The sequence below is a fragment of the Photobacterium piscicola genome, from assembly GCF_900166965.1.
Lineage (GTDB): Bacteria > Pseudomonadota > Gammaproteobacteria > Enterobacterales > Vibrionaceae > Photobacterium > Photobacterium piscicola.
Window position 1 is genome coordinate 59833 of the sequence record NZ_FUZI01000004.1, and the last position, 18174, is coordinate 78006.

Here is an 18174-nt window from a genome sequence, read left to right on the forward strand (position 1 = left end):
TTTAGTTGCAGTGCTAAGTGTTTTTTATTTATATAGAGCATTAAACATTACTTATTATAGTGTCTTTTTGTGGTAACTTATTTTCCATTTAGCAGCCTAATATATTTTATATTTCCGTGTAGCCTATCAAGAAATAAGTCAAATAATAGATCACTATACCGATTAATATTAAAATGCTTATTATGTCATTTAAATGCTTACTTATTCGGTTTGTCTTCGGAATATAAACATGACCCTATCACGTCGTAACTTTTTAAAAGGTTCAGTAGCAACGGCCATCGCTGCTAACGGACTCACCCTTTTTCCTGCTGGAAAAGTATTTGCTTCAGATACAATTACCATTCCATCAGCTACTCACTATGGTCCGTTTAAAGCAGTCGTTAAAGGCGGTACATTAATTGGTGTTCAACCGATTAATGATGTCGACCCTTTCCCAACAGAAATGTTAACCAAAGGTGTATTAAGTCGTACTTATAGTGATACACGTATCAAATATCCAATGGTACGTAAGTCATTGTTAGAAGATCCATTGGGCGATCACAACCCACATCTTCGTGGTAAAGAACCTTTTGTTCGCGTTGATTGGGACACAGCAATCGCATTAACCGCATTCTGCATCGCGCGTACTGTTGAAAAACACGGTAACGAAGCTGTATTCAGTTCATCATACGGTGGTTGGTCACACTGTGGTGTTAACCGCCCTCAAACATTACAAGGTCGCTTCTTTAACCTTATTGGTGGCCAAAGTATTTGTGCTGGTGACTACTCTGCTGGTGCTTCTGAAGTTATTCTTCCGCATGTTATCGGTGATATGGAAGTATATTCACCACAAACTGCATGGGAAATTGTTGAAAAAAACACTGAAGTTGTTCTTTTCATCGGTTGTGATCCATGGAAAACCAACCGTGTAGAATTCCGTGTTGCTGATCACTCTATGCAAAAACACTGGGAAGCGTTTAAGGAAAAAGGGATTAAGTTTGTCTCTATAAACCCTCAACAAACCCAAACAGATAAAGCAGTTGGTAGTGAAATGATCAATATCCGTCCTAATACGGATACGGCTTTATTTACTGCAATGTCTTATCATTTGTATAAAACAGGTCAACACGACAAAGCTTACATCGATAAATACACAGTTGGCTTTGATAAATACCTAGCTTACTTAATCGGTGATGAAGATGGTGTTGTTAAAACACCTGAGTGGGCTGAAGAAATCACAGGTTTACCTGCAGCTAAAATTAAAGAACTTGCTGAACTTTGTGTGACTAAACGTACCCAAATTGCAGCGGGTTGGGCACTACAACGTGCTGACCATGGTGAAATGATTCACTGGTCTATCATCAACTTTGCTGCAATCGCAGGTAAAATTGGTAAGCCAGGTGAAGGTGCAGGCTTTAGTTGGCACTATGGTAATGGCGGTATGCCTGCATCTGGTAAGCGCATGCCTATCGGTTTATCACAAGGTCGTAACCCTATCACTAAGACATGCCCTGTGGTTATGGTTTCAGATATGCTGAAAAACCCAGGTAAAGCTTATACTCGTGATGGTTCAAACCTTACGCTACCAAAAGCAAAACTTATCTATAACGCAGGTAATAACTTACTGTCTCACCAACAAGACACTAACGAATTAATCAAAGCGCTTAACGATAATATCGATACCATCATCTGTCACGAACCGTGGTGGTGTGCAACAGCGAAATATTCCGATATCGTTCTGCCAACAACCACCACACTTGAGCGTGATGATATTTCATCTGGCGGTACTTACAGCAACAATAAAATCTACGCAATGCGTCAGGTTATTGAGCCTGTTGGTGAAAGTCTTGATGACTACGAAATCTTCTCACGCCTTGCTTTCATGTTTAACGTACATAAAGAATTTACCGAAGGTAAAACTATGTACCAACATGTTAAAGCCTCTTATGAAGCATCTGATGCAACGGATGATTTCAAAACATTCTGGCAAAATGGTATCGCTCACGTATCAACACCTGCGGCAGCAAATAGCTTTGTACGTCATGGTGATTTCTACGCTGATCCGATTAAGAACCCACTGCATACACCAAGTGGTAAAATCGAATTATATAGCTCAACTATTGCTGGATTTAAAGCCAATAGTTGCCCACCAATGCCACAATGGATTCCACCATTTGAATGGCTAGGTAATGCTAAGAAAGGCCAAGTACACGTATTAAGCCCACACCCATGGATGCGTTTGCACTCACAAATGGCGAATGCGGATGTAAACAGCTACGAATCTGTTGATGGTCGTCAAATCGTACTTATCAATAAGAAAGACGCTGAAGAACGTGGCGTAAAAGATGGCGATGTAGTTGAAGTTTACAATGATCGTGGCGTACTACTAGCTGGTGCTCGTATCACTGATGAAGCAATGCCGGGTGTTATTTACATCCACGAAGGCGCATGGCTACAACTTGATAGCAAAGGCCGTTGTAACTCAGGCTCAATCAACATGTTAACAAGTAGCCAACCAACCAGTGGTTTAGCCCAAGCAACCAGTGCGAACACTTGTTTGGCTTACTTTAAGAAATGTACTGACGTAGAAACACCAAACCAGGCTTACACACCACCAAAAATTGTTAAGACTGATTATCAAGTTGATATCTGGTCGCTACAATTAGGTAAACGCTTAAAAGCCGTTGCAGCAGAGCAAGGTCCAGAGCAATCTCCTGGTGAGAAATTATTCTACGGTAGCTGCACCCTTTGTCACGCAGCACCACACCCAAGTGACTTCACTTACAAGCAGTGGAAAGGTATTACTAACAGTATGTTCCCACGTGCAGGTCTAAATGCGACAGACCGTAAACTTGTACTTGATTTCCTACAAGAAAATGCTAAAAAATAATTAATAGTCCGCTATTATTTAAATAACAAAAAGCCCCGCTGGTTAATCTCCTGCGGGGCTTTGTTATAGCAATGCGTTGCTTTTATTTACTGCTCGCTGTTACAAGCCTTTGGTGTATTGATTACAGGTATTACCAATAATAACCGCTTCAATTTCACTACGCGTAAGTTCATTATTACCCGTAACATACTGATTAAATAACGCCGTTAATTCCGCTTTAGTTACTGTCACTTGGGTGTCAGTTTTAATGTCGCGCAAATCAACCATAAACCCTGAGAACTTATTCTTAATCTCATCAACAATATCAAGATTTAAGAAGTTCTTCGGGTTATATAACGCATTATGATCACCGCGCTGTTTATCCACCACAAATGACGCTTCAGTAAGATTAATGATCGATGCTGACTTATCACATTTACGTAAGCACTTATCATCAAAACGCTTTTTCTTACAACCTACTGTTTGATGGAATAAGCATTGACGGCTCATTAATAGCATCATCGGGTGATAAATGCTGTAATACAATTCAAATCCAGCAGGTGCTGCAATGGGTTTAATTTGTGAACGTTTGATCTCATTAGAAATAAACGCCCCAACACAACCAAACTCTTGCTGTAAGCATTCAAGGCTCAAACTGTTACTGATATTCATTTGAGGGCCAGCCACCCACGCTAAACCTAATTGATGCGCCGCATAACCGACACCGCTATTATTGGTTACAATACGTGACGGCTTAACGTGTTCAAGGAACGTCACTGCTGCTTGATAATTATCGCCAATTAAAATCGCAGGGAACCAAGGAATAAGCTGTGGATTTTCTTGGAACAGACTAACTAATTTTAACCCTTCCATTGCCATCGCTTCTGGCAATTGATAATACACTGCGGTATCTGGCTGGCTCACAGCTTCAATATCTGCAGGATTAGCAATTAATACTGATAACCGTGGCATCATCGCAGCGAGAGGCTTACGGACAGCTTTAGGTAACTCAACCGGCTCAACTAATGGTTGATCACCGTTTAACACACGGGCAATTTGATCTCGCATGATAGTTAATTCTTTAAACGGCACCACTACGTCTGTCACGAGTTGACTCAAATCTATTGGTGCTAATAAATACTCACCATTATTTAAACTACGGAAGCGTTTATCAAAACAATCGCTATCAAGCACTGTATTATCTGATCGACGTAATAACGAGGTTGATGTGACTTCAAACTGTTGTAACGGTGTCGTTACTTGAATAATTAGCGGCTGTCCAACCTGACCGATAATCGTCAGCTCTAATGCTAATAAACTAATGTCTAAATCTGCAATTCGTTCTTCAACGGTTTGGATAATAGTGGTTTTATCATCATATAACTTTCGTTTAACCGCTTGAATTTCTGTCTCAGATTTAGCATCAGCAATTTGTGCAAAGTGATCGACAGAGTTATCACGTGGATTGTCGATAAACATCGCTTTATTAATATCACCCATTAAATATGAGTTAGAGAAATCGCGATTAAAGACAGTATATAACTCACGTGTATCCGCTAATAATGGCTTTTGATTACAATAGTTATCTAATTGACGACTCCAATTATCTACCACGGTATAAACGTAATGTGATTTTTTGATGCGTCCTTCTACTTTTAATGAATACACCCCAGCATCCGCTAAGGCTTCTAAATTTGAAAACGCAGAATTGTCTTTCATATTGAGCGGATAATCTTTACCAACGGCGGTAGTTTGGTATTGATCTCGACAAGGCTGACTACAACGACCACGGTTACCTGAGTTACCATTTTTAGCCGAACTGATATAACACAAACCGGAAAAACCAATGCAGTATGAGCCATGGACAAACACTTCCATTAACACATTATGTTGATGTCCAAACTGTGCTAAATGTTTTATCTCTTTGATATTAAGTTCACGCGATAAATTCACACGGCTCGCATTAAGCTGCCCCATAAATAAAATTTGGCCTTCATTGTGACTATTAACTTGAGTTGATGCATGCACATCAAGGGTTGGAAAATGCTGTTTAATAAGATGAAACAGCCCTAAATCTTGCAGGATCACACCATCAATTTTAGTGTTAACTAATTTATTTAATAATCGAATAACCGCTGGAATTTCACTTTCAAGGATCATGATATTAAGCGTAAGAAAAATCTTACAATCGCGTTGATGGGCAACACGGACAATGCCATTTAAATCTTCAAAAGTAATATTGGTTGCACGATTACGGGCATTAAAATTATCTAAGCCGCAATAAATAGCATCCGCACCCGCAACGATAGCCGCTTTAATCGACTCTATATCGCCACCTGGAGCTAACAACTCAAAATTACTTCTCATCGCGTTATTACCCATTTATAACCGTGCCTTAAAAAAACGTACCAATATTGTGAGCGGCTATTCTACTCATGAGGGCGATTAAGTCCAATTTTGGAAGATAAATCACAGCTTATATTACTCGTTGAATACCATTACTCAAATGGCGCTTGTACCGAATCACGCTTAATTAGCAACGGATGAAAGGCGTTTGATACTGGTAAATTTTCACCTTCTAAAGATAACCTTGCCGCATTAATAGCCATACTCTCAATTGGATTACGAATTGTTGTGAGCTTAGGACTAAAATAACATTGTGGTAAAACGTCATCAAAACCGACAATAGATAACCGTTGTGGGATTTCAATACCGTGTTCTTTAAATACTTGCATCGCAGCGGCCGCATAAAAATCATTAAATGCCACTAAAGCTGTCACTGGCAACCCTTTATTGAGTAAGTTAATTGCCGCTTCAGCCCCCCCTGGTTCACCAAAAGGAACTTCTTCTATCCAATCATGGTTAAGCTCAATGCCCGCTTCTATTAATGCTTGTTGATAACCATTAAAACGATCAAATTTATCATCTACCTCCATCTCGCACGAAAGATAAGCAATTTTACAATGCCCTTGTTCAATCAAATGTTTAGTTGCTAAATAGGTTCCAGCGCTGTTATCTAACCACACACACTGAGATTCTATTTCACTAACATGGCGATTAATCATGATGATTCCTGAATGCTGTTTTGCATAATGGATCAACATATCATCAGTCATCGCTTTACTATGTAAAACAATATTACGGCAACCTTTACTTAAAATAAATTTAAGCGCTTCCTCTTCACACTCCATATCATAATTACCACTCGCAACAATCAGTTTACGGCCATGCTTTTTAGCCACTTTTTCAACGCCTTGCGTTAATAAACCATAAAAAGAGGAGTGAAAGCGGCTAACAATCAACCCAATCGTATCTTGCCCTTGGTTTATCGTAAGCCTTTGATTATCTTTTATTTGATAGCCAATCTCAGCCATTACCATTTCAACTTTAGCCACTGTTTCTGGCAGCACACTATTCGATTTATTAATAACACGAGAAACGGTTGCAGTTGAGACATTTGCCGCTTTTGCTACATCTTTAATTGTTGCCATATGAGGTAGAGATCCCACTTTTTAACCATGTAATTTACATATGATACTAATATGTTACATCAGTGAATTCCATCACAGAATGATAGATATTTAGTATTTATCCTAAGAATGTGAATCAAAACAGATAAAAATAATTAATAACCCTTGCCCTTTAAATGACGTGTGGATGTAAATTACATGAAAAATAAATCTATAACGACACCACCAGTAGGATTAGCCCTGCTGCCATTAATCGCAATGATCGGATTATTAGTCATTGGATATGGAGTGTATGGCCTTCCAATTGAAAGTCTTTTATTAACATCAGCAATCATTGCCGCAGTTGTAGCATGGAAAATTGGCTATAGCTGGAATGATATTCAAAATGCCATTATCGAACGTTTAGCAAAAACTCTACCGGCTATATTTATTCTGGTATTAGTTGGCGGTTTAATCGGCAGTTGGATGGTCGGTGGTACTATCCCAATGTTGGTTTACTATGGCCTGAAAATTATTAGCCCTGAATACTTAGTACTGACTTCATTTTTAGTAACCTGCATGATCTCACTTTGTACTGGTACCTCATGGGGCGCGGCGGGTACCATTGGTGTTGCTCTAATGGGTATAGCAACGGGTATGGACGCAAACCTTGCAGCGGTTGCAGGTGCTGTTGTTTCTGGAGCCTATTTTGGTGATAAGATTTCACCATTATCGGACTCAACTAACTTTGCCCCCGTGGTTGCGGGAACAGATCTCTACTCACATATTCAACATATGCTATGGACGACTGTTCCAGCATTTATCCTATCCTGTGTCGTGTTTTTCTTTGTTGGTAACCATGAAGTAACAGCCGCTACACCAGAAAAAGTTATTGCTATGTTGGCAAATATTGAACAATTATTTTCACTTAACGTTTTCTTATTACTCCCACCAGCTCTAATTTTATGGGGTGCTATCCGTAAACTACCAACGATTCCTTTAATGCTCTTAGCCATCATTATTGGCATTTTTAACTCAGTAGTATTCCAAGGCTTTAGCTTAGTGACGGCGTTAAATGCAATGCTTAATGGCTTCAATGCGAGCATGTTTGCTGATGCAGGTTTAGGCAACATTACTGTTGTTAGTGATGTTCTAACATTAGTCAATCGTGGCGGCATGACATCCATGATGGGTGTCGTATTATTGGTTTTCTGTGCTTTCTCATTTGCAGGAGCATTAGCACTCACTGGCGCACTTAATGTTCTGGTAGATTTACTTAGCAAAGGCATTAAAGGAACAGCAAGCCTTATAGGTGCAACAATTATCACGACGATTACCGTGGTATGTACCACCTCTGATGGTAAATTAGCACTGCTTATTCCATCTGAGTTATTCCGTGATACTTATAAGAAAATGCAGTTAGATCCTAAAAACTTATCTCGTACAATCGAAGATGCTGGCACCATTATTGAGCCTCTCGTTCCTTGGACTAATGCTGGTGTATTTATGGCTGCTACATTAGGAGTATCAACACTTGACTATATGCCTTGGGCAATTCAAAACTATTCTGCCATTTTCTTTGCCATGCTATGGGCAGTAACCGGCATTGGTATTGCTAAAGCAGTAAAAGATGTAAAACAAACAAAAACAACCACTCAAAATAAAGTAACAATCTAAATAAACTATTTTTGGAAAGTCCGTCAATTTGGGGCTTTCCTGCCTACGAGAGGAAATTATGGCACACGAACTTGATACAATTATTAATCGCTATGGTACAGACAGCTTAAAATGGGATTATATGGAAAAATGGCTTGGTGTTCCGAAAGGAGAAGCTTTACCAAGTTGGGTCTCAGACTGGGATTTTAAAGCCCCTACATTTATTACTGATGCGCTACAAGCGCGCTTAGATCATGGCATTTTTGGTTATTCTGAGCGCGGTGATGAATACTTTAATTCTGTCATTGATTGGTGGGCTGAACGTCATCAAGTGACATTACAAAAAGAATGGTTCCATACAACACCAGGTAGCCTACCCGCTATAGCAATGCTAGTAGAACAATGGTGTCATGTGGGTGATAAAGTCTTGGTTTTAAGCCCTGTGTATCATGCTTTTTATCGTACTATTGAAAATACAGGCCGCACTATTGCTGAATCCAGTTTAATTAATAATGACGGTTACTACACCATTGACTTTACTGATCTTGAAACGCAATTTCAAAGTGGCGTCAAGATTATGATTTTCTGTAATCCACATAACCCAGGAGGCAGAGTCTGGACAGAACAAGAAGTCAATAAGGTCTGCCAACTTTGTCATCAATATGGTGTGTATCTTATCTCTGATGAGATTTGGGCTGATATCGTCTTCACTGGCAGTAAGTTTTACAGCTGTTTGCGCGTAGACTCTAAATATTTTGATAAATTAGCAGTATGTATCGCTGGCACAAAGACATTTGGCTTACCGTCAATGCGCTTAACAAATACCATGATCCCAAATGAGAAAGAAGCCCAAGCATTAAAAACTAAATTACTTGCCTATGGTATCGATGTGTATAGCGCATTTAGCATTATTGCCAATCAAGCAGCATACCGTAATGGTCACGCATGGGTAGATGAAACAGTTAAGTATTTAGAAGAGAATAACAAAATTCTTGAAGCCTTTGTCCGTAATGAGCTTAAGCAAGTAACCTATCGAGTTCAAGAATCGACTTACTTAGCATGGCTAGATTGTCGAGCAATGGGATTAGATGATCAAACCCTAGAAAATACACTACATCAAGCAGGTGTTATTCCAACAATGGGATATGGCTTTGGCCGAGATGGTAGTGGATTTATTCGTCTAAATCTTGGTTGTCCAACATCTATTTTAGAAGAAAAAATTAATCGACTACGTACCGTACTAAAGTAAAAAGCACACCAGATACATCCTCAAAATATGCATTAGGGTAAGTCTTATAACCCTAATGCATTATGCTTACCCCATAAAAGTAATCTCTAATTACAATCATTTCAGTCGTAAAATATTAACGATATAATAAAAATTAATCATATCGTTATATTTCAAGGAAACACACCATGACAACTCAACAAACGCAACTAACAGAAGCACAAAAATCCGCCATCGAAGAAATGGTTATCAACCGTGTAAATGCAATGAATAATGATGCTGTACTGTGCGATGCGATTGATAATAAAGTTCACAATATGGAAGAGCATCTAAAAGCTTACTTTCATGAGCGTTTTCATTTCCACAGCAAGAAAGCATAATCAACGTTAGTCAAAAATAGACCAACAAAGCCAATCATTCACTGATCACATCAACGGTATTTTTTATTGTTAGTGATCAGTCCTATACCTAGCTTCATTTCCAAAAAAACCATCACCATTAACAACTCAATAACGTAAAACAGACGATTAACATACATAATCAAGTCAAAGCAGTAAAAAACACCCTCTATTGCTTGTAACTCATGGATTGGAACTATTTATTGTGTAAAATATAGACTTCTACACTATAACGTTGTTTTTACCATGATTGATTTAAATGTATTACCTCTTTACCTCACCGCTGTGATTGCTCTACTACTCATTCCAGGACCTGACATGCTACTTATTGCCAGCTCAAGCTTAACTTACGGTCGCAAAGTCGGTATTTATGCAAGTTTAGGTAATGCAACCTCTGGTATTTTATTAACTATTTTAGCGGCTCTTGGTGTCTCTGCGCTTATAGCAATGAATCCAATCGCTTTACATGTTTTACGTTTAGTTGGCGGCGCGTATTTATTGAAAATGGGTTGGGATTGCATGCGCACTCATCCAGATGACGCCCCTCAAGAATTAGAGCATTCAAATAAAATGGCATCGACACTTTATCGTCGAGCTGTTTTTACTAATCTACTTAATCCTAAAGCACTCATTTTCTTTGTTTTGTTTTTACCGCAATTTGTTTCAACCCATGTTACAACATCATCGGGGGAACAAATGTTAGTACTTGGATTATTACTTAATGTCTTAGGGTTATTATTTAATTTATTTCTCGTGACGACCATTGGCGTATTCGGCCAGTCATTGCTTAAAAATGAAAAATTCCGAAATAACCAACATAAATTTATGGGTTTAATCTTCTTCATACTGGCTATTTGGCTATTAGCCTCGCAATTACCAACCCCACCAAGCATGTAATTTAATATTGGTAACTATGTTTTCAACAAAAAAAACGCCATTAATAATGATGGCGTTTTAGAAATTATCGATATTTAAGTAAAAAAAACGATTAAAAATAGACTATTAGACAAAATAACTGAATAAGTAATATTTTCGCCTTATATGTGAATTCTTAGCCTTTAAATTTTGACTTGAATTTCACACTAAAAAACCTCATATACTTACCTTATAGATGTGTGCGCACGCTTACTTTTGCATTTCTTTTATTTAATGCGCATCACAACATTACGCCCAGTATGTCGGGCGCATTAAGGATTATTATGATTACTCACGTTGGCATTATTGATCAGGATCCAGTCCGCCTGATCACTCCATTATTAGACGAAGCCGTACCTGCCGATAAAATGATATTTATTGGTACTGAAAAACAACAAGAACAATATGATCGACTCGCTTCTATTTTAACTTCACGTAATATTATTGTTGAATTTTTCATTATTCCCGACATTATCAATGTCACTCAAATTAGACAACGTTTGAACCAACTTGCCGACCAATTAAAACAAGACAGCCGTGATGTTTGGTTTAATGCAAGTTGTGGTTTACGTCACCGTTTATTATCCGCTTATGAAGTTTTCCGCTCTTTTCATTGGCCAATCTATGTCATTGAACCATTCAGTGATGAAATGTGCTGGTTATTCCCCAATGATCGAGAACAACAACAAGTACAAGATCGTATTCAAATTTCTGATTATTTAACTATTTTTGGTGCGCGTTGTGAGTTATCTGATAATCCAATGCCAGAATCTCTTAACGATCAGTTATGGGAACTGGGCCAACGTTGGGCGAGTTCTGCATTAGAATTAGGCCCAGGCTTAGCAACGCTTAACTACCTAGCAACTACATGTCGTAAAGAACAAGTGCTAACTGTTGAGTTAAGTGAAAAACAGCAAGGTTATAAAGAACTTGGTACACTTCTAACCGATCTCGAAGAAACAGGCCTTGCAACATATCACGATGGTATTTTGACATTTAAACATGAAGAGGCACGTCGATTTGCTAATGGCGAGTGGTTAGAAAGCCTTGTTCACAGTACAGTTCGTGCGATTCAAAATGAGTTACCCACTATTCAAGATCACTCTTTAGGTGTGCAGGTTTACCGTAAAATTGGTGAGCGTGAAGTACGTAATGAACTTGATGTAGCAACTATCGTCAATAATAAACTGCACATCATTGAATGTAAGACCAAAGGTATGCGCGATGATGGCGATGATACCTTGTACAAACTAGAATCTTTACGTGACTTGCTAGGTGGCCTACAAGCACGTGCAATGCTAGTAAGCTTCCGTCCTTTACGTCACCATGACCTCGTTCGAGCTCAAGATTTAGGATTAGCGATCATTGGTCCAGATCAACTAGGAGAGTTATACACTCATCTACATGATTGGCTTAAAGGTGCTGGTGGTCAAGCTCATAACCCAGCCTAAATCGCGAGCCATCTTGCATTAGTAAAAAAGAGTAACGATCAAAAAAGGCCTTCTTAAAGGCCTTTTTATTTCATCAAATTTTGAGAATCGCTTAATGCTGTTTGGCGTGAATTATCCAAGTCGATTAAAAACAATTCCTGCAGCTTGTGGCTTCTGTGTATGGTGCTGACCCTCATCTAAGACAAGTGTTACCGTGGTCATATTTTCCCCTACAGTTGCAATAATATCTCTTACAACAAACACATCATCTAAGTAAGCAATCTTCATCTGTAATACAGGAGAGATAGGTAATGCTATGGTCGCTTGATGTCCATTTGGAAATATAATTTTATAATCAATCATGTTTATAACTTCACTAAGCTCAACGAAATACTATTCTACAACAAAAACAACCTAATGGTTAAACTCCCCCACTGACTCATAGCATTATCGTATTGTTTTCATTATACCTGTGTGCTTTTAATGCAAAAAAGCCGACAGTAATCTATCGGCTTTCTAATATACATATTAAATAAATCGCGTTATTGAAAACGGATTATTTAGTTAGCATCTGACGTGCAGCTTCAACAACAATCTTAATTGAGCGCGCTTCAGTTGCTTTTAATGTTGCGTGATCAGGAATTTCTTTTTGAGTACGGTTAATAATAACGCCCGCAACACAACCTGCACGTAAACCAGAACTTGCACACATAGTTAATAGTGTTGCAGATTCCATTTCAAAGTTCAGCACACCCATTTCCTGCCACTCTTTCATAGAGCCTTGGAAACGACGTACTACACGGCCTGAGAATGTGTCGTAACGCTCTTGACCTGGGTAGAAAGTATCGCTAGAAGCGGTAACGCCAGTATGCACTGTCGCACCAGCATCATCACATGCTTGCTTCATTGCTGTTGCAACAGTGAAATCAGCAACCGCAGGGAATTCCATTGGTGCAAAGTGAAGGCTTGCACCATCAAGACGTACAGAACCCGTAGTTACAATCATATCACCAGGGTTAATGTTTGGTTGAATAGCACCTGTTGTACCTACACGAAGGAAAGTATTAACACCCAATTGTGCTAACTCTTCAACAGCGATAGATGTTGATGGGCCACCAATACCAGTAGAACAAATAACAACTGGCTTACCATCTAACTGCGCGCGGTATACTGTGTATTCACGTGCACTTGCTAGGAATTCAGGGTTTTCCATTAGGTTGGCAATTTTTTCTACACGAGCAGGATCACCAGGAATAATTGCTAACTCAGCACCGTTAAGATCCGCTTTATTAACACCTAGGTGGAACACTTTATTGTCAGACATAATGATACCCTTTAAATTTAATCGCTCTGATTGTAGGAACAGAGATGGATAATTATCGTTAATTATTGTGTTTTTTGACAGCAAACGTAATACGCAACATAACAACAACGTCTGTCAAAATCTAATGTAAAGATAACGGAAGCTGAGACTGTTTTTAGTGAGTTAAATCACATTAAACAAAAGCAATATAATTTTTAGTTACAAAATAATTGAACCGATATCACAACAAAACGTTTTCCTATCGAGCCCATCACAAAAAAAATCGTAACTTCAGCATAACGTTTACCGCTTTTATTGGTATTCAATAATAACCATAAATAAAAAAGCAGAATGGTGTTGAAACCATTCTGCTCTTCGTTATTCAGCGAATAATATTATTTATTCACCCAATTATTGCTTAGGTTTAAAACGTAATAAGCGTAACGCATTTAAAGTCACTAATGCTGTTGCACCACTATCCGCTAATACCGCGACCCACAGTCCTGTTACACCCAATATCGTTGTGACAAGGAAAACACCTTTAAGCCCAAGAGCAAGGCCAATGTTCTGACGAATATTATTTAACGTTGCACGTGACAGCTCAATCATTATAGGTAATTCAGCCAAACGATTATGCGTAATCGCTGCATCAGCAGTTTCCAGTGCAACATCAGTACCGCCGCCCATCGCAATACCGATAGTTGCAGTTTTCATTGCCGGCGCATCATTAATACCATCACCAATCATGGCAACACTATGTTCGTCATTCAATTTACGAATTTCAGTGACTTTATCAGCAGGTAATAAGCTGGCACGAAAATCAATATTGATCTCTTTCGCAATTGCAGCGGCAGCCCGAGTATTATCACCCGTTAGCATTACGGATTTAATACCAAGCTGTTTAAGTTTTTCAATCGCAACTAATGCATCGTCACGTAAATTATCTCGCCATGCAACAAGACCAACAGCTTGTGCATTACGCACCGCAACCACCAACGTTTTGCCTTCATTTTCTAACGCTGTTGCTTGTTGCTGTTGAGCCGGTGTTAAAACAATAGCCACGGGCAAACGATCAGCGGCACATAATAAGAACTTATCACCTTCGGTAATACCTTGAATACCGCGACCTACTAAGGTTTCACGTTCGGTCGCTTCAACTACTGATAACTGCTTTTCTTTAGCACGATTAACCACCGCTTTTGCTAATGGGTGCAATGATCCCGCTTCAATAGCAGCAGCTTGACGTAATAATTTCTCGTCGTCGTTATCCCAACAAATCATATCGGTTACAACAGGTTTACCTTCAGTCAGCGTACCTGTTTTATCAAACGCAACCACTTCAATATGACCCAGTTGTTCTAACGCCGCTCCCCCTTTAATTAATGCACCACGACGTGCCGCCGCAGCCAAACCTGATGTAATCGCAGCGGGAGTAGAGATAACTAGTGCGCACGGACAAGCAATCAATAATAACGCTAACCCTTTGTAAATCCATTCATCCCAAGATTGACCAAATACCAGTGGTGGAATAATAACCACCAGCGCAGCCAATAAAATCATACTTGGCGTATACCAACGGCTGAATTTATCCAAGAAACGTTCTAATGGTGCTTTACGTGATTCAGCATCTTCAATCATATGCAAAATACGATCGATGGCATTATCGCCTTGCGCTGAAATAATGGTTAATCGCACCACTTTATCGGATGCCATGCTACCCGCCATGACTTTTTCGCCCGGTGTACGTTCAACAGGCACGGACTCCCCTGTTAACGCACTTTCATCAAAACTGGCGATAACATCCAACACTTGACCATCTGCGGGTAAACGTTCACCCGGTACCACTTCAATCACATCACCGGGTTTTAACTCCGCTGCTGATCGTTTGGTTTTAGTACCATCAGCCAAAATAACAGTGGCTTCTTCTGGTACTAAATCCATTAATGCTTTGACGCCACTACGCGCACGAGAAGCCGCATAACCTTCAAGTTGTTCGCCAATAAGGAACAAAAAGATAACCATTGCCGCTTCTGCAGTTTCACCAAGGTACAAAGCGCCAATAGCGGCAACCGACATTAATGTTTCAATTGAAAACGGTGTTCCTGATTTAGTTAAAATAATCGCTTTTTTCAAAATAGGGAATAAACCAACAATGGTCGTCAACGTAAACGCTAACAACCCTGCTTCTGCCGAAACCGTTTTATTTAAAATAAAGGCAATCACCATCATCATTGCAATAACGATCACAGAGAGATGTTGATGTAAAAAAGATTGAGTAGGTAAATCTGCGGTTTTTGTAGCAGTAGAAACTAAGGTAAAACCTGTCTGTTGTGATTTATTTTCGATCTCAGATTTTAAGCTTTCAATATCTGCTTGTTGATTATCATGAATATTTACAATCAACTTTTCAGTCGCAAACATCACTTTAGCCGTGTCGACTGAAGTTAATGACATAATGGACTTTTCAAGCTTAGCTGCGCAACTAGGGCAATCCATGCCTAGTACTTTCCAGCTAAAGGTCTTGCCATGAGCGCTATTGGTTAGAGAGGCTTCTAACGCTAATTCTTGTTCTTTACTCATCGCTGGTGTTGAACAACACTGTTTCGTATGAACATGTTCGCTATGATCATGAGTATCATGGTGGTGCGTACGCGTGGCATCTACACCATGATCATGGTGTGTATTATTTTGGGCAGGCTTATCACAATCAGAAATATGCGTACCTGTAATGGTAAAGCGGTTTTTCTTGGCTACCGGATGGATCGCATCATGTGTTGTCGCTGAACAACAACCACCTGCCGCAGGACCTTCAGTGTCATTATCACCATACCCTTCAGAATCTTTATTGGTCGAGCAACAATCAGCACTGACACTGGAACAGCAATCCGTTGTTGCTGCAACCATAGTAACCGTTGCTTTATTTGCAACGGTTGATTTTGCAGTATGAATATGATCTTTTTTATTATTACATTGAGCACACATCATCGTTCTCCTTGGGTGCTATTCGATTTTACTATTTTTGATTATAAACCTTTGAGTTAAGACCAAGGTCAAGCAACTCATCACAGTTAAGTGATAATAATTATCATAAATAAGTAAAAATACTGTTGCACCCTTAGAGATAAATTAACGTAAACGACGTAAAACTATTGTATTATCAAGCACATCACCCCAAAGTGTATAATCTAACCCCATATCAAAAATATATTCTGTCACTAATGTTCGTACACAGTTAACCAATACCTCTGTGTCCCATGGCTTTTCAAAATAGCTTTCAATACGGGCTTTATTGATCGCGGCAATAGTATCTTGATGGGTTGCTTGACCGGTTAATAACACCTTTTTAGTATGAATAAAGCGGTTATCGTTAGCCACTGCGGTTAACAATTCAACGCCACTTTTACCGGGCATAACATGGTCAGAAATAATTACCCCAATAAACTGACCGTCAGCATCCAGTTCATCCATCAACGCTAATGCTTCATCGGCTGATTCACACTCTTCCAATAAAAAAGATGGCTCAAATTCAGCTAAATCTTTTAATACTGCACTTAACACTTCACGTTGATCATCAACGCAAATAATAGTGATTTTTTCCATAATAACCGTCCCTTACGTTATCGGTAGCTTAATTCTAAATGTCGTATGTTGGTGATCACTTTTAACAACTATTGTGCCGCCATAGCTATTCACAATACGTTGAACAATGGCCAATCCCAATCCTAATCCAAATGATAATCCACCCTTTTTGGTACTAAAATTGGGATTAAATATTTTACGTCGTGTGGCTTCATCGATTATTGGTCCATTATTAGTGATTGTAACTAACAACTTATTCTTTACACTTCGAGTCGCGATTTCAATTTGTGGATTGTTAGTGTGCTCCATTGCATCGCATGCATTCTTAATCAAGTTAACCCAGATCTGCACCAACTCAGTAACGCTTGCGGTTACTGGTGGTAAAATTGCAGGTCTAAGCACAACCTCCACCGCTCGCAAATTACTTTGTAATAACGCTAATGATTTATGAAGCGTATCATTGATATCAACATTAGGTATGCGGGCATGATCACCGCCACCAAGTTGTTTTACCGAACGTACAATACTTGCGGCATGGCGAGCCGCCAATCGAATATCACGTAAATCACGTCCCGTGTCCCAACATTCAAGTGCGGCATTAATATCTACAAGCCAATTAGCAGGTACATCCCCACTCGGTAATGCTCGAGCAAGGATACGTGCTTGTTCTCGGCTCAAATGATATTGCTGCTGTAAAACCTTGGTACGCTCACGAACTTCTGCCGAGCTTATACTTTGACCATGATCGATACCATGTTGTAAAAATGGCATCATTTGTGGCTGGTTATCACCAACAAACTGACTAATCGCGGTTTGGATATTTTCCGTTTTACTGCTAATAACACCAATAGCATTATTAAGTTCATGGGCAATACCAGCGGCTAATTGCCCTAAAGTCGTCATTTGTTCAGTGGCATACAGTTTCTGCAACGCTTTTTCTTTTTCTAGTGCTGCAATTCCCGTTAGCATTTGCCGCATTGCCAATTCATGCACCATCACTGGCATAAATTGTTCCGCTAATGGGCCATAATGTTCAGGTTCAATCGCTTGAGTTGATAAATCAATCCAAGCAATTTCACTGTCTTTTTCTGCAACAACTGTCGTTGAAGCGACACGTGTTTGTGCAAAGAAACTGTGAACACCAAAAAACATCCCTTCCTTCACGACAAACACTTGGGCACTTAAATCATTTTCTTCACTTTTTAAATACCCCGATAGCTCACCTTGTTTTACCCAATATAAGCGATCGTTATACCCATCTTGGCGTAACACCTCTGTGCCCGCGACAACAGCCATAGTCATGGTTGGATCTTGAAAATAGGTATCGATGATTCGGCGCAATGCTTTTGGTTGATTCATGCCAGCATC

General features: G+C 39.3%; 13 protein-coding genes. 6 read left to right on the forward strand and 7 right to left on the reverse strand.

Annotation, left to right across the window (positions count from 1 at the left end; all coding sequences use genetic code 11):
* The first annotated feature begins 229 nt into the window (after positions 1-229).
* Complete coding sequence (locus CZ809_RS11740) at positions 230-2869, forward strand: molybdopterin-dependent oxidoreductase (RefSeq protein WP_080157827.1); 2640 nt, start codon at positions 230-232, stop codon at positions 2867-2869.
* A gap of 99 nt (positions 2870-2968) precedes the next feature.
* Here the strand turns inward: CZ809_RS11740 and CZ809_RS11745 are convergent, their stop codons facing one another.
* Both CZ809_RS11745 and CZ809_RS11750 read right to left on the reverse strand, forming a co-directional pair.
* Positions 2969-5230: a peptidase U32 family protein gene (locus CZ809_RS11745; protein WP_080157828.1), complete on the reverse strand. Its 2262-nt coding sequence runs from the start codon at positions 5228-5230 to the stop codon at positions 2969-2971.
* 116 nt (positions 5231-5346) lie between these two features.
* Positions 5347-6339: a LacI family DNA-binding transcriptional regulator gene (locus CZ809_RS11750; protein ID WP_080157829.1), complete on the reverse strand. Its 993-nt coding sequence runs from the start codon at positions 6337-6339 to the stop codon at positions 5347-5349.
* Positions 6340-6516: 177 nt separating this feature from the next.
* Here CZ809_RS11750 and nhaC point away from each other — a divergent pair, with 177 nt between their 5' ends.
* The 5 genes from nhaC to CZ809_RS11775 all read left to right on the forward strand — a co-directional run bounded on the left by nhaC (position 6517) and on the right by CZ809_RS11775 (position 11945).
* Positions 6517-7974, forward strand: coding sequence for a Na+/H+ antiporter NhaC (gene nhaC, locus CZ809_RS11755; protein WP_080157830.1), 1458 nt, complete (start codon positions 6517-6519; stop codon positions 7972-7974).
* 58 nt (positions 7975-8032) lie between these two features.
* A complete protein-coding gene (locus tag CZ809_RS11760) occupies positions 8033-9202 on the forward strand; it encodes a MalY/PatB family protein (protein WP_080157831.1) in 1170 nt (389 codons plus the stop codon).
* Between the two features lie 167 nt (positions 9203-9369).
* Positions 9370-9561 (forward strand): hypothetical protein, encoded by a 192-nt coding sequence (locus CZ809_RS11765; protein ID WP_080157832.1) that lies wholly within the window; start codon positions 9370-9372, stop codon positions 9559-9561.
* Between the two features lie 264 nt (positions 9562-9825).
* Positions 9826-10476, forward strand: a complete 651-nt coding sequence (locus CZ809_RS11770) for a LysE family translocator (protein ID WP_080157833.1) — start codon at positions 9826-9828, stop codon at positions 10474-10476.
* Between the two features lie 302 nt (positions 10477-10778).
* The gene (locus CZ809_RS11775) at positions 10779-11945 is read left to right on the forward strand and encodes a Card1-like endonuclease domain-containing protein (RefSeq protein WP_080157834.1); all 1167 of its coding nucleotides are present in this window, start codon (positions 10779-10781) and stop codon (positions 11943-11945) included.
* 111 nt (positions 11946-12056) lie between these two features.
* On the opposite strand, the gene CZ809_RS11780 is transcribed toward CZ809_RS11775, so the two are convergent.
* From CZ809_RS11780 to CZ809_RS11800, 5 genes are all read right to left on the reverse strand, one after another.
* On the reverse strand, positions 12057-12287 hold the full coding sequence (locus CZ809_RS11780; RefSeq protein ID WP_080157835.1) for a hypothetical protein: 231 nt from the start codon (positions 12285-12287) through the stop codon (positions 12057-12059).
* Positions 12288-12480: 193 nt separating this feature from the next.
* Positions 12481-13248, reverse strand: coding sequence for a uridine phosphorylase (gene udp, locus CZ809_RS11785; protein ID WP_080157836.1), 768 nt, complete (start codon positions 13246-13248; stop codon positions 12481-12483).
* 390 nt (positions 13249-13638) lie between these two features.
* Complete coding sequence (locus tag CZ809_RS11790) at positions 13639-16209, reverse strand: zinc/cadmium/mercury/lead-transporting ATPase (protein WP_080157837.1); 2571 nt, start codon at positions 16207-16209, stop codon at positions 13639-13641.
* A 144-nt stretch (positions 16210-16353) separates the two neighbouring features.
* Positions 16354-16827: a response regulator gene (locus CZ809_RS11795; protein WP_080157838.1), complete on the reverse strand. Its 474-nt coding sequence runs from the start codon at positions 16825-16827 to the stop codon at positions 16354-16356.
* Between the two features lie 12 nt (positions 16828-16839).
* Positions 16840-18165: an ATP-binding protein gene (locus tag CZ809_RS11800; protein WP_080157839.1), complete on the reverse strand. Its 1326-nt coding sequence runs from the start codon at positions 18163-18165 to the stop codon at positions 16840-16842.
* Positions 18166-18174 lie beyond the last annotated feature (9 nt).